Source organism: Erwinia sp. QL-Z3, from assembly GCF_004551645.1.
In the GTDB taxonomy this organism is placed as follows: domain Bacteria; phylum Pseudomonadota; class Gammaproteobacteria; order Enterobacterales; family Enterobacteriaceae; genus Erwinia; species Erwinia billingiae.
This window is the reverse complement of the sequence record NZ_CP037950.1, coordinates 2,628,622-2,640,984: the sequence shown is the minus strand read 5'-3', so window position 1 is coordinate 2,640,984 and position 12,363 is coordinate 2,628,622. Positions and strand designations below refer to the sequence as shown.

11 protein-coding genes are annotated in these 12,363 nt (G+C 57.9%); 5 read left to right on the top strand and 6 right to left on the bottom strand.

Features of this window, described 5'->3' with window-relative positions; genetic code table 11:
- Positions 1 to 2: 2 nt before the first annotated feature.
- The 3 genes from E2F51_RS12785 to E2F51_RS12775 are packed head-to-tail and all read right to left on the bottom strand — an operon-like array spanning position 3 to position 3,074.
- Positions 3 to 776 carry an SDR family NAD(P)-dependent oxidoreductase gene (locus E2F51_RS12785; protein ID WP_013201096.1) on the bottom strand — a complete coding sequence of 258 codons (774 nt, stop codon included), beginning with the start codon at positions 774 to 776 and terminating at the stop codon, positions 3 to 5.
- Positions 777 to 779: 3 nt separating this feature from the next.
- Positions 780 to 2,162: an MFS transporter gene (locus tag E2F51_RS12780; protein ID WP_134823616.1), complete on the bottom strand. Its 1,383-nt coding sequence runs from the start codon at positions 2,160 to 2,162 to the stop codon at positions 780 to 782.
- 30 nt (positions 2,163 to 2,192) lie between these two features.
- Positions 2,193 to 3,074, bottom strand: coding sequence for a polysaccharide deacetylase (locus E2F51_RS12775; RefSeq protein WP_013201094.1), 882 nt, complete (start codon positions 3,072 to 3,074; stop codon positions 2,193 to 2,195).
- Between the two features lie 381 nt (positions 3,075 to 3,455).
- Here E2F51_RS12775 and E2F51_RS12770 point away from each other — a divergent pair, with 381 nt between their 5' ends.
- Positions 3,456 to 4,463 carry a GntR family transcriptional regulator gene (locus tag E2F51_RS12770; protein WP_134823615.1) on the top strand — a complete coding sequence of 336 codons (1,008 nt, stop codon included), beginning with the start codon at positions 3,456 to 3,458 and terminating at the stop codon, positions 4,461 to 4,463.
- Positions 4,464 to 4,478: 15 nt separating this feature from the next.
- Here the strand turns inward: E2F51_RS12770 and cueR are convergent, their stop codons facing one another.
- The gene (cueR, locus tag E2F51_RS12765) at positions 4,479 to 4,889 is read right to left on the bottom strand and encodes a Cu(I)-responsive transcriptional regulator (RefSeq protein WP_134823614.1); all 411 of its coding nucleotides are present in this window, start codon (positions 4,887 to 4,889) and stop codon (positions 4,479 to 4,481) included.
- Positions 4,890 to 4,985: 96 nt separating this feature from the next.
- Between cueR and copA the strand changes: the two genes are divergently transcribed.
- The 3 genes from copA to ybaK all read left to right on the top strand — a co-directional run bounded on the left by copA (position 4,986) and on the right by ybaK (position 9,104).
- A complete protein-coding gene (gene copA / locus E2F51_RS12760; RefSeq protein ID WP_134823613.1) occupies positions 4,986 to 7,559 on the top strand; it encodes a copper-exporting P-type ATPase CopA in 2,574 nt (857 codons plus the stop codon).
- Positions 7,560 to 7,650: 91 nt separating this feature from the next.
- The gene (locus tag E2F51_RS12755; protein WP_134823612.1) at positions 7,651 to 8,451 is read left to right on the top strand and encodes a TraB/GumN family protein; all 801 of its coding nucleotides are present in this window, start codon (positions 7,651 to 7,653) and stop codon (positions 8,449 to 8,451) included.
- A gap of 173 nt (positions 8,452 to 8,624) precedes the next feature.
- A complete protein-coding gene (gene ybaK / locus E2F51_RS12750; RefSeq protein WP_013201089.1) occupies positions 8,625 to 9,104 on the top strand; it encodes a Cys-tRNA(Pro)/Cys-tRNA(Cys) deacylase YbaK in 480 nt (159 codons plus the stop codon).
- A gap of 7 nt (positions 9,105 to 9,111) precedes the next feature.
- On the opposite strand, the gene E2F51_RS12745 is transcribed toward ybaK, so the two are convergent.
- Positions 9,112 to 9,981: a LysR family transcriptional regulator gene (locus tag E2F51_RS12745; RefSeq protein WP_053141893.1), complete on the bottom strand. Its 870-nt coding sequence runs from the start codon at positions 9,979 to 9,981 to the stop codon at positions 9,112 to 9,114.
- An 88-nt stretch (positions 9,982 to 10,069) separates the two neighbouring features.
- Here E2F51_RS12745 and E2F51_RS12740 point away from each other — a divergent pair, with 88 nt between their 5' ends.
- Positions 10,070 to 10,501: a multidrug/biocide efflux PACE transporter gene (locus tag E2F51_RS12740; protein WP_134823611.1), complete on the top strand. Its 432-nt coding sequence runs from the start codon at positions 10,070 to 10,072 to the stop codon at positions 10,499 to 10,501.
- A gap of 51 nt (positions 10,502 to 10,552) precedes the next feature.
- On the opposite strand, the gene ushA is transcribed toward E2F51_RS12740, so the two are convergent.
- Positions 10,553 to 12,256 carry a bifunctional UDP-sugar hydrolase/5'-nucleotidase UshA gene (gene ushA, locus E2F51_RS12735; protein ID WP_134824867.1) on the bottom strand — a complete coding sequence of 568 codons (1,704 nt, stop codon included), beginning with the start codon at positions 12,254 to 12,256 and terminating at the stop codon, positions 10,553 to 10,555.
- Between the last annotated feature and the right edge of the window lie 107 nt (positions 12,257 to 12,363).

Here is a 12,363-nt window from a genome sequence, read left to right as displayed (position 1 = left end):
CTTCATTCTGGCCAGCGAACCGTCAGACCGCCGTCAATAATCAGGCTTTGTCCGGTGAGATAGCTACTGGCATCGCTGGTCAGAAAACTGATCAGGTTGGCCACTTCATCAGCGCGGCCGGGACGCCCTAACGGGATCACCCGTGAGGCTTTTGCCAGCCCTTCTGGCCCCAGCGAGTTCTCTTTATCCAGCGACTGCGGTGTTTCAATAAGTCCTGGGATCACCGCGTTACAGCGAACGCCTTTTGGCGCAAGTTCCACTGCCATCGAGCGACAAATGCCGGGAATGCCGGCTTTAGCCGCCGCGTAATGGGCATGATCCTGCCAGCCATAGACGCCGCCGGCGATGGAGGACACCGCCACCAGACTGGCACCCTCACCAAGGTGCGGCGCCGTCGCGCGGAAGCAACGCATCACGCCGGTCAAATCGACATTCAGCATCTCATTCCAGCGATCGTCGCTCATCTCTGCAATCGGCGCGCGGCGCAGCACGCCCGCGTTGGCAACGACATAATCAATGCGGCCAAAATGGGCGATGGCTGCGGCGACAAACGCATTAACCGATTCCGTTTCCGCCACATCCAGCGGCAGCCAAAGCGCGTCGCCTCCCAGCGCCTCCACTTCTGCGGCGGCGCGTTTCGGGTCGTGTGGATCGGCGGGATAAAACCCGCCCACCACCTTCACGCCACGCTGGGCATAGTTTTTTGCCAGTGCCAGCCCGATGCCACTCGCTGCGCCGCTGATCAGCGCTACCGGGGTTGTTTGCGTTGTAGTCACAGTTCACTCCTGAATCTGAATAGTGCCGTTATGCGATGCGTTCTGCGCTGCAGCCGCTTTTTCCGGAACGTGGCGTGCCAGTAAAATGATCATTCCTGAGATAAAGCACGGCAGCGCGCCAAACCATAAGGCCGCTTCCTGCCAGTGGCCGCCGTTGCTGAGGATTGAGGTGGTACCGACGCCAGCGATAATGGCGCCAACCGGCCCCATCGCACCAATCAGCGCACCTGCGGTGGCGCGAATAGCGGTGGGGAAGCTTTCACTGATAAAGAACAGCGCGGCAGCGTAAGGGCCTATCAGGAAGAACAGGCCAACGCTGTACAGCGCCACGATGATGGCAAAGTTATCCGGGCAGAACAGCATGCCGGCGAAGGCCACGCCGCCCAACATCCAGCCTACGGCGATGGTGTTGCGACGACCAAAACGATCGCCTAACCAGCCGTGCGCCAGATAGCCGCAGTAACCCACCAGGTTGGACATAATCAGGATCAGCAGCGAGTTATCGAAGGACACGGCATGCGTTTTGGTGATCACCGTGGTGCCCAGCACGCTGAAGATCTGTATCGCGAACCAGTTCAGCAACACCGCGCCGCCTAACACCAGCGTTGCCCGCAAGGACGTGCCGCGAAATGCCGCCGCGAGGCCGGATTTCTGCTGCTCTTCGTACGGCATGTCATAGTCCTGCGCCACCTGACGCGCATCGGTTTCATTGCCGGCGGCCCGCAGCTGTTTGATATGCTGATGAACCTGGAACTGCGGTGTCTCTTTCAGTTTTAACGCCATCACCGCAATCACCAGAGACGGAGCGGCCGCAAAGATAAAGCTGCCCTGCCAGCCGATAATCGGCATCAAAATCGCGGTGAGCGCCGACGCCACCAGCGCACCAACCGGCCAGCCGCCCTGCACCAGGCTGTAAATAAAGCCTTTACGCTTGTTCAGTTTCGGATCGTCAATCGCCGCATACAGCTCGGACAGATAGGTGGCGTTAACCGTCTGCTCGGCATAACCAAGGCCAGCCACTGAACGAATGGCGGTGAGCGCACCTTTGCCCCACGCCCCGCCGATGGCGGTCAGCAGCGAACAGAGCGCGGCGCCACCGACGGTAATCACGATGCCCATTCGACGTCCCAGTCGATCCACCAGCGGACCAATCGCCAGCGCAATCACTGCGCCGCCAACCGCCACCCAGGTGGCAATTTCAGCCTGCTCCACTTCACTCCAGCCGAAGTGGCCGCCAATCGCCGGCAGCAAGGTGCCAAACAAAATGAAGTCATAGACCGCGAACACCCAGGCAAAAAAAGCAATCCAGGTAGCAAACTTCACATCTTTGATGCTCAGCTGCTGTGGAAGCCAGCCGTTAACAGAGGGACGTTTAAACAGGCTCATAGTGCGCTCACTCATCAAAAGGTAATGGGCTTAACCCTTGCGCGGATTGCGCTTCAGGTGGTCATCAGCGATTTCGTCGAAGGTGACAAAACGCACGCCTTCATGGCTTTGAATGTATTTAATCAGGCGCTCAAGCATCAGCAGCACCTGTGGGCGACCTGACACGTCCGGGTGAATGGTCATGGTGAACACCGCGAAGTCGTTTTCGCGGTAGACCCAGTCAAACTGGTCACGCCACATCTCTTCCAGATGGCGCGGGTTAACGAAGCCATGGCTGTTAGGGGATTTTTTGATGAACATCATCGGCGGCAGATCGTCGAGGTACCAGTTGGCCGGGATCTCCACCAAATCGGTTTCCACGCCGCGCTCCAGCGGTTTCATCCAGCTGTCAGGATGCTTGCTGTAATCAATCTTGGTCCAGCTGTCACCGACGCGAACGTAGTAGGGATGGAAGTCGTTATGCATCAGGCTGTGGTCATACTTGATGCCTTTCTTCAGCAGCAGCTCGTTGGTGACGTTGCTGAATTCCCACCATGGCGCGACATAGCCGGTCGGGCGCTTGCCGGCCAGTTTGCTGACCAGCTCGATGCTGCGATCGAGAATGGCTTCTTCCTGCGCCGGGGTCATGGCGATCGGGTTTTCATGGCTGTAGCCGTGAATACCAATTTCATGGCCCGCGTCAGCCACGGCCTGCATCTGCTCCGGGAAGGTTTCGATTGAGTGGCCGGGAATAAACCACGTGGTTTTTAACTGATGTTCGGCAAACATCTTCAGCAGACGCGGCGCGCCCACTTCACCGGCGAACATGCCGCGTGAGATATCGTCGGGAGAATCTTCACCGCCGTACGATCCCAACCAGCCGGCAACGGCATCCACATCGACACCAAACGCACACAGGATTTCTTTGGCCATCTTTCACTCTCCTCATCGGGTCGACTCACAAGCCAGGCCTGAAGCCGCTCACTTTGTCGCCTATAAAATGGATATTAAAAACAAATGTACATTTTTAAGGTAGCAAAGAGGATGCCAGGTTTTGGTGATGCGCCTCGAAAATCGCGGAAAGGTAAAATTAAGCCATTGATTAATATTGCAAAATAGTTGAATTAATCGCGTATCACGTGCACGGTGAGCCGGTAAGGCGTCGCGGCGAGGCAGCCGGTGAATAATGACTGGTGTGCTAAACGATCCATTATTGTGCAGCCTGCACCATGGCGATGCGCACGGCTTCGCTCCCCTGAAACTGAGGGGATATGGCATAATGGCGGTCTGTTCAGCGGGAGAGTGGGATTAAGGATGGTTAACGACAGTGACAGTTTGAAGGTGGAAGCCAGAGCGCCCGCGCGCTATGAAACCATTCGTCAGGTACTTGAAGATGCCATCGCTTCCCGCAAGGTTCCCCATGGCCTGGTACTGGTTGAAGGCCCGCTGGCCCAGCTGTTTGGCACCAGCCGCGTGCCGGTCCGCCAGGCGCTGAGTTTGCTACACGATCAGGGCTTGATCACCCGCTTTGAGGGCCGTGGCTTTATCGTTGCCCGGCAGAATGAAGAGGTTGAACCCCTGCGTATCGCCCTGACGCGCAGCGTGCTGGGACTGGATCAGCAGCGGGAACTGGTTGATACCCGCAGCACCGGCGAAAAACTGCTGCAAAGTTTGCAGGAAGCGCTCTCCACCTGCATGGTCTTCGGCCACTACCAGCTGAATGAAGCCCAGGCCGCCGAATTCTATAACGTCAGCCGCAACAGCATCCGCGAAAGCCTGATGCGCCTGCGCGACAAAGGGCTGGTGGAAAAAGAGCCCTATTCCCAGTGGCTGGCAGGCCCGTTAACCGCCAGAGAGATCAGCGATCATTATGAGATCCGCGCCAGCCTGGAATCCGCCGCGCTGCGTAAAGCCGCACCGCATCTGCCGCAGCAACAGATCCTCGACAATCTGCAACGGCTGGATCAGGTTGAAGGCAAACGGGTCAGTTCCGCCGAGCTGGAGCTGGTCGAGGACGATCTGCATCTGTTTTGCCTGGAGCCTGCCGGCAACCGCACGATGATGGAGATCCTGCGGCAGAGCCAGTCACCGTTGATCGTCACGCGGATTTTTTATGAAATGCTGGCGATCCCGATTGATGACGCGATCGTCAAAGAACACCGTCTGGTGTATGAGATGCTGCTGAAGGGAAGCTGGGATTTGGCGGCGATGGGGCTGCGGGAGCATCTGGAACGTTCGCAGATCCGCACATTACAGAAGCTCAAGGTGCTCTCTGTGTTACCGGTGCCTGAACTGCCGCCCTACCTGCTGCGTTTAAGCTGAGACTCTGGCGGACAATCAGCCGGCCTTTTTGCTGGGGCAGCAACCGGCAAGATCGTTAATGATCGGGCAATCGGCACTGTCGTCGCCAGGGCAACTTGCCGCCAGCGCCAGCAAGCGTTCACGCATCCTGGTCAGTTCCTCAATATGCGACTCAATTTCCGCCACTTTGACCAGCGTTCTGGCCTTCACATCCGCGCTGTGCCGCTGCGGATTATTGAACAGCGTCACCATCTCGCCGCACTCTTCCAGATTGAAACCCACCTGCCGGGCCTGGCGCAGTAGGGTCAGTTCTTCCAGGTGCTTCGCCGTGTAGCTGCGGTAGCCGTTTTCGCTGCGCAAGGGCGCGGTAACCAGACCTTTCTCTTCGTAAAATCGAATCGCTTTGCTGGTCAGCCCGGTTTTTTTCGCCACATCGCTGATATTCATCTTCTCTCCTTGACCTTCCCCTTGATGGAAGGTTTAACCTTCATTACTACTGTAAAACCCCATTGGGGTCAAACCGGATAACCAGGAGCTTACACCATGTCACAGACCACGTTATTGGCGCTTGATGGCTTAACCTGCGGCCACTGCGTAAAACGAGTGAAAGAGGCGCTGGAGCAACGTGCCGACGTTGAACAGGCCGACGTGTCGATTGCTGAAGCGCGTATCAGCGGCAGCGCTGACGCCAGCGAACTGATCGCCACCGTTGAACAGGCCGGGTATCACGCCAGCCTGGCGCAGGACGACAGCTTCCCAAAGGCTGAACCGCTGACAGCATCAGACACCCAGCCGGAAGCGCTGACAGCGGACTCCCACCAGCTTCCGGCGCCACAGGCCTCTTCAGCTGAAGCGGCCCCGCTCGCCCACGCTGAGCCGCTGACGGCATCAGCCGCACCTGCCGCGAGTTTTCACCTGCTGATTGATGGCATGAGCTGTGCCAGCTGCGTCAGTCGGGTGCAGAACGCGCTGCAACAGGTGAGCGGCGTCAGCCAGGCACGGGTCAACCTTGCCGAGCGCAGTGCGCTGGTGATGGGCGATGCCGCCGCTGAGTCGCTGATCGATGCGGTGAAAAATGCCGGTTATACGGCAGAAATTATTGAAGATGACCTCGAACGGCGGGAAAAACAGCAGCAGACCGCCCGCCAGGCCGTTCGCCGTTTTCGCTGGCAGGCCGCGCTTGCCCTGACGCTGGGCATTCCGCTGATGCTGTGGGGAATGGTCGGCGACAATATGATGCTGACCGACAGCAACCGCAGTGGCTGGCTGGCCGTTGGCCTCGCCACCTTGCTGGTGATGGTGCTGGCCGGCGGTCATTTCTATCGCAGCGCCTGGCGCAGCCTGCTAAAAGGCACCGCGACCATGGATACGCTGGTCGCGCTGGGAACCGCAGCCGCCTGGCTCTATTCCATTTCCGTGAACCTGTGGCCGGACTTTTTCCCGCCTCAGGCGCGCCATCTCTATTACGAAGCCAGCGCGATGATTATCGGCCTGATCAACCTCGGCCATATGCTGGAGCAACGCGCCCGGCAGCGCTCCTCAAAAGCGCTGGAAAAATTACTCGATCTGACGCCACCCACCGCCCGCGTGGTGACGGAAGACGGTGAAACAGTGCTGCCACTCAGTGACGTTCAGCCAGGCATGACGCTGCGTCTGACCACCGGCGATCGCGTCCCGGTTGACGGCACGCTCAGCCAGGGTGAAGCCTGGCTGGATGAAGCGATGCTGACCGGCGAAGCGATGCCGCAGCAGAAGGTGGCGGGTGATGAGATCCACGCGGGCACGCTGATGCAGGATGGCAGCGTGCTGTTCACCGCCAGCGCCGTCGGCAAAAACACCACGCTCGCAAGAATTATTCACAGCGTGCGCCAGGCACAAAGCAGCAAGCCGGAGATCGGTAAGCTGGCTGACCGCATTTCGGCGGTCTTTGTCCCGGCGGTGGTGGCTATCGCCCTGATCAGCGCCGCCATCTGGTACGTTGTTGGCCCGGCCCCGCAGGTGGTGTACACGCTGGTGATTGCCACCACCGTGCTGATTATCGCCTGCCCTTGTGCGCTGGGTCTGGCCACGCCGATGTCGATCATTGCCGGCGTCGGGCGTGCCGCCGAATTTGGCGTGCTGGTGCGGGATGCGGATGCACTGCAACGCGCCAGCACCCTTTCCACTTTGGTGTTTGATAAAACCGGCACCCTGACCGAAGGGACACCGCGCGTGGTCGACATCATGCTGTTTAATGGTGCCGATGAGCAGCAGGCGATCGGCTGGGCCGCCGCGCTGGAACAGGGTTCTTCCCATCCGCTGGCCCGCGCGTTGCAGGAAAAAGCCGACGGGCAAACGCTGCCGACCGTTGAGCAATTCCGCACCCATGCCGGTAAAGGCGTCAGCGGTAAGGTCAGCGGCATTGAACTGTGGCTGGGCAACCGCGCGCTGATGGATCAGCAGCAGATCGACAGCGTAAGCCTGAACGATCGGATCGATCGGCAGGCCGCCAAAGGCATTACGCCCGTGCTGCTGGCCGCTGATGGCAAAATTGTCGCGTTATTCTCAGTGCGCGATCCGCTGCGCAAAGAGAGCGTATCGGCGCTGAAACGCCTGCGTGAACGTGGTTATCAGCTGGTGATGCTGACCGGCGATAACGAAATTACTGCCCAGGCCATCGCCAGAGAAGCCGGTATGGACCGGGTGATCGCCGGGGTGTTGCCGGAAGGCAAAGCTGAGGCGATTCGCGCGCTGCAACAGCAGGGGCAGATTGTGGCGATGATTGGGGATGGCATCAACGATGCGCCCGCCTTAGCCCAGGCCGATGTCGGCATTGCAATGGGCAGCGGCAGCGATGTGGCGATTGAAACGGCCGGCATCACCCTGATGCGCCACGATCTGAATGCGGTAGTCGATGCGCTGGCCATCGCCAAAGCCACCTTGCGCAATATGAAGCAGAATTTACTGGGCGCCTTTGTCCATAACGCCCTCGGCATTCCGATTGCCGCCGGCGTGCTTTATCCGTTGACCGGCACCCTGCTCAGCCCGGTGGTCGCGGGTGCCGCGATGGCGCTGTCTTCCATTACCGTGGTCAGCAACGCCAACCGACTGATCCGCTACCAGCCACCGGCGGAATAACGGATTTATCGCACGCCGGATCCGCCGTTTTTACCTGTTACTCAGCCAGTTAAAGCGTTAGCATGGCTGGCTAACTGACAAGGCGGAAAGTATGGGAAAACTATTGCGTAAGGCGGCATCTCTCTGGCGATTACTGTCGCCAGTGCGCTACGCCTACCCGGCACAGGATGTCACCACAGATCACAGTCAGCTGCATCTGGTCGGCAGTATTCATATGGGCACCCAGAATATGATGCCGCTGCCAGCGGCCCTGCAGGCACAGCTTGAGCGGGCGGATGCGCTGATCGTTGAGGCGGATATCACCGGTAGCGCATCCCCCTTTAGTGAAAGCGAAACCTGCCCACCGCTGGCGGAACGCCTGACGTCAGAGGAACTGACCCGGCTGCATCGCCTGTGTGAAGAAGTGGCGATCAGCCCCGAAGCGATCGACACGCTGCCCGCCTGGCAGGTTGCGCTGATGCTTCAGGCGCAGCAGGCCCAGCGTCTGGGACTGCGGGCGGATTACGGTATCGACTTCCAGCTGCTGAAAGCGGCCCGCGCCTTACAAAAGCCGGTGATTGAACTGGAAGGCCCGGAAACGCAGCTGGCGCTGCTCAGAGCCCTGCCGGATAACGGCCTGACGCTGCTGCAGGACACACTGATCCACTGGCATACCAACGCGCGCCTGCTGCAAACCATGATTAGCTGGTGGCTGGAAAGCCCGCCGGGCCAGAAACAGACCGCGCTGCCGAGTACCTTTAACAGCGCGCTGAATGATGTGCTGATGCTGCAAAGGAATCAGCGCTGGGTACAAACGTTACGGGATTTGCCGCAAGGCAGGTATGTGGTGGCGGTGGGCGCACTGCACCTTTATGGCGAGGGCAATCTGCCCGATCTGCTGAAAAACAGATAAAAAAAAGGCCAATATTGCTATCGGCCCGTCAAAGAGGAATTTTTTTATGATTTTAGTTATCCGGTAGCAATCAGGTTGCCAGCGGGGGGCCGATTGTCGCTCAAAGCCTGAAATTTCGCCACTATTATTGTAGATATTGGGTCCAGCCAGACGCTTACAGAGGGACGTGAAGTATGACACCGGCAGTAAAACTTCTCGAAAAACAAAAGGTCAGCTTTCAGCTGCATGCCTACGAACATGACAGCAACGATACCCATTTTGGTGATGAGGCCGTACGTAAACTCAATCAAAATGCCGAACAGGTGTATAAAACCCTGCTGGTGTCGCTGAACGGCGATGGCAAAACGCTGGCGGTGGCCGTTACGCCGGTTGCCAGCCAGCTGGATTTGAAAAACGTGGCGAAAGCGCTGGGTGCGAAAAAGGTCGAGATGGCCGATCCACAGATTGCGCAGCGTACCACCGGTTATCTGCTGGGCGGGATCAGCCCGCTGGGGCAAAAGAAGCGGCTGCCAACGGTGATCGACAGCCTGGCGCAGCAGTTCCCGACCATTTTTGTTTCCGGCGGCAAGCGTGGGCTGGAAATTGAGCTCTCACCGCAGGATTTAGCCCAGCTGCTGAGCGCCACCTTCGCCGATATCGCCCGGCGCGACTGATCGCCGGTCAGTCCGCCGTCTGGGCCAGCAGCTGGTCAATCATCCATTGGCCTGCCGGTCCGGGCGGCGAACGCCGCGACCAGGCGACATCCACCGAAATTTTTTGCGGCCAGCCGGTGACCGGCAACTCGCTTAACACCTGATGACCAAACTGCTCCACCAGCCAGCGCGGCAAAATACTCCAGCCAAATCCCTGCTCAGCCATCTCCAGCAGCAACAGGTATGACGGTGCCGACCAAATCCCCTTCCCACCCTGATAACGCTCATTCTCCACCCAGGTATTCAGACAGAGTTGACGCAGGGTTTTCAGCTCGGCTTCGGTGACCTTCGCTTTACTGGCCAACGGATGATCCTGATGCAGATAGATCGCCATCTGCGCTTCAACCTGCAGCCGCGAGGTGGCGATCTCTTCCGGGTAATCGGGCTGAACGCGGATCACGCCAATATGCGCCCGACCGGCCTGCAGCAGATCGATCACGTCGGCATCTTCGGCAATCATGCACTCAAATTCGATGTCGGGATAACGCGCATCCAGCCGTTTCAGCAGCGACTCGTGATAATCCGCCTGCCAGAAGTCCGAGATCGCCAGACTGAGGCACGGTTCCACCTCGCCTGCCAGCCTCACCGCCAGCTCATCCAGCTGCGCGCTGGCGTTAAGGATCTCCCTGACCTGCGCCAGCGCGCGTCGACCGTTTTCAGTCAGCACCGGCGAACGGGCATCACGGCTGAACAGGGAAAATCCCAAATCGGTTTCCAGATTAGCCACGGCAGTACTGATGGTGGACTGGCTTTTGCGCAGCGCCCTCGCGGCGGCAGAAAACGAACCGCTTTCGACGGTCTGCACAAAAGCTTGCAACGATTCCGGTGAATAACGCATTGAAGTATCGATTTTCTAGATAGGTAGTCATTTTATCTTAGCAAAGAAAACGGGGAAAATAGCGTCCGGTAACAACTAAGGAGCATTTATGCGTACCAGAACACTGAAAGAACGTTTTTATCATGCCGCAGGCTTTGAGGTGCTGGCGATCCTGCTGGTGTCCCCTCTTGCCGCCTGGATCATGGAGAAGCCGCTGTTTCAGATGGGTGCGTTAGCCATCATGCTGTCCACCGTGGCGATGGGCTGGAACATCATTTATAACGCCGGTTTTGACCGACTGGTGCCGCCAACGGTGAGACGCGGGCTGCTGCTGCGCGTCGTTCATGCGTTAGGCTTTGAGGGTGGCTTTATCGGTATTGGTTTGCCGATTGCGGCCTGGATGTTGGGGATTGGTCTCTGGCAGGCGTTTCTGCTGGAAGTCTCGTTCTTCCTGTTCTTCCTGCCGTACACCGTGGCCTATAACTGGGTTTACGACACCCTGCGCGCCAGGTTGATCCAGCGCAGACAGTGCCAGGTTTAACCGGCAACGTAAAAAAACGGCACCGCCAGTTGGGGTGCCGTTTTTTTTCGTCTAGCGCTGGGCGGTCTGGATTTTAAATAATTTCCACACCTTCGGCAGCAGCGGCTCGTCCTGCTCCGCTGGATCTTTTTTCTCTACCGGCGCCTCTTTCTGGTAAACGATTTCGCCTTTTGGCGCGAACGCGTCCGCATTCAGCGGCGAGTGATTCTGGATGTACTGCTTCAGCACTTCGGCATCGACAAATCCGGTATTCACATAGCCAGGCAGCTGATTGACCGGCGGATAACCATCGCCTCCGGTGGCGTTAAAGCTCAGCGTGGCCATGCGGTAGATTTTATCCGCCTGCAGCGGTTCGCCGTTGATTTTAATCTCGCTGACGCCGGTGCCATAAGCCACCAGGCTGACGTTGGCGAACTGCGCGTAGGCCCCGGAATCCACCTGCTTATTGGCCACCACCGCCAGATATTTCTCGACGTCGCTGCCCTTCATCTCCACATAGGTCAGCGTATTGCCAAATGGCTGCACCTTCAGCACGTCTTTATAGGTAATGGTGCCGGACTCGATCGAATCACGCACGCCGCCGCCGCTCATCACCGCAAAGTCGGCTTTGGTACGTTCCATCTGAGACGCCAGGATCAGGCGGGAAAGGTTGGTCTGCACAAATCGTACCTTGCTGCGGTCACCTTCAAGATGGCCGTGAACGCTGCCGATTTTTACCCCCAGCTGCGCTTCGCCTTTTTTCTGGAACGGCGTCAGTAACTTCATCATCGCCGGGTTTTTCGCGATTTCCTGGGTGTAATTAATCCAGCTGACGCTGCCGTCGGCGTTGGTCACCTTATGGCGCAAGTTAATCGGCACCAGTTCGTAGTGTTCTAATGTCAGTGTGCCATTGAGGAAAGTGAAGTCGGCACGGCCAATGTATTTGCCCCACTCATGCGCCTGCACAATCCAAGTGCCGTTTTGCTGGTCCGGCGTACACGGCGTTCCCGGCACGTAATCCTTCTGGCTGACGTTCTCTTTCGCCATGCAGACCGGATCCTGCGAGTGGCCGCCGACAATCATATTCAGATAGCCTGCTGGCAATTCACGCGCCATTTCCACATCGCCCGGCGCATTGGAGCCATGGTTACCGTTATCGTAATGGCCCATATGCGTGGCGGCGATAATCACATCCGGCTTCTCTTTCTTCCTCAGCGCTTCCACCACTTCTTTCGCTTCAGCGGCGGGCTTGCGGAATTCCATGTCGGTGAAGTATTCCGGGTTACCAATTTTTGCGGTGTCGTCGGTTGTCAGACCAATCACCGCAATTTTCAGGCCCATACGGTTAAATAACGCGTAAGGTTGAAACAGGCGTTTGCCGGTGCTTTTCTGATAGATATTGGCCGAGAGCAGCGGGAATTTGGCCCATTTCTGCTGCTGACGCAGCACCGACAGCGGATTATCGAATTCATGATTGCCAATCGCCATCGCGTCATAGCCCACCAGATTCATGCCGCGGAAATCCGGCTCCGCATCCTGCAGGTCGGATTCCGGCACGCCGGTATTGATATCGCCGCCAGAAAGGATCAGCACCTGGCCGCCGTGGGCCTGAACGTCATAACGAATTTCATCCATCATGGTTTTCTGCGCGGCCAGGCCATATTCATCGTGCTCGTTCTGCCAGAAGTGTCCATGGTGGTCGTTGGTGTGCAGCACGGTGAATTTATACACCCGATCCTTCACATAGGCCTGGGCCACCAGCGGCAGGCTTAGCATCAGTAACGTCAGGGCTGGCACCAGCCTTTTATTTAATGGAAGCACAACGAATCTCCTTGTTATGAATGGGTCGCGCGGTATCGCGTAAACTGGATGTCAAAAATTAA